The organism is Pseudomonas sp. GM78 (genome assembly GCF_000282475.1).
Taxonomy (GTDB): domain Bacteria; phylum Pseudomonadota; class Gammaproteobacteria; order Pseudomonadales; family Pseudomonadaceae; genus Aquipseudomonas.
Genome location: NZ_AKJF01000113.1, coordinates 1 through 1,029 on the forward strand (window position 1 = coordinate 1; position 1,029 = coordinate 1,029).

Consider the following 1,029-nt stretch of genomic DNA (forward strand, 5'->3'; position numbering starts at 1 on the left):
ACATCATTACCGGCGGGGTCGGTAACGACACCCTCAACGGTGGGCTCGGCGCGGATGCCATGAATGGCGGTGCCGGCAACGACACCTTTGTGGTCGACAACGTCGGTGACACCGTCACCGAAGCCGTGGGTGGTGGTACCGATCTGGTGCAGACCACCCTGGCCAGCTATACGCTCGCTGCCAACGTGGAGAATCTGACCTACACCGGTGCCGGTAACTTCACCGGCACCGGTAACGCCCTGGCCAACACCATCACCGGCGGGGGCGGTAACGACGTCCTCAATGGCGGCGCGGGGGCTGACCAGTTGGTGGGGGGAGCCGGCAACGACACCTACGTCGTCGATGTAGTCGCGGACGTGGTGGTCGAGGGGGCGGGTGGCGGTACGGATACCGTGCAGACGTCGCTGGCCAGCTACACCCTGGGTGCTGATGTCGAGAACCTGACCTATACCGGTGCCGGTAACTTCACCGGTACCGGTAACGCGCTGGACAACATCATTACCGGCGGGGTCGGCAGCGACGTCCTCAATGGCGGGGACGGCAACGACACCCTCAACGGTGGGCTCGGCGCGGATGCCATGAATGGCGGTGCCGGCAACGACACCTTCGTGGTCGACAACGTCGGTGACGCCGTCACCGAGGCAGTGGGTGGCGGTACCGATCTGGTGCAAACCAGCCTGGCCAACTACCTGCTCGCTGCCAACGTCGAGAACCTGACCTATACCGGCGCCGGTAACTTCACCGGTACCGGTAATGCCCTGGCCAACACCATTACCGGCGGGGTCGGAAACGACGTCCTCAATGGCGGTACGGGTGCTGACCAGTTGCTGGGAGGAACTGGCAACGACACCTACGTCGTCGATGCAGTCGCGGACTTGGTGGTCGAGGCGGCGGGTGCCGGTACGGATACCGTGCAGACGACGCTGGCCAGCTATACCCTGGGTGCCAACGTCGAGAACCTGACCTATACCGGCGCGGGCAACTTCACCGGTACCGGTAATACCCTGGCCAACACCCTCACCGGCGGGG

The 1,029-nt window shown here is 64.3% G+C and carries 1 protein-coding gene; it reads left to right on the forward strand.

The genetic code is table 11. From position 1 onward, the window contains the following. A partial coding sequence (locus PMI35_RS34685) for a calcium-binding protein (protein WP_032831733.1) occupies positions 1-1,029 on the forward strand: 1,029 nt, incomplete at both ends.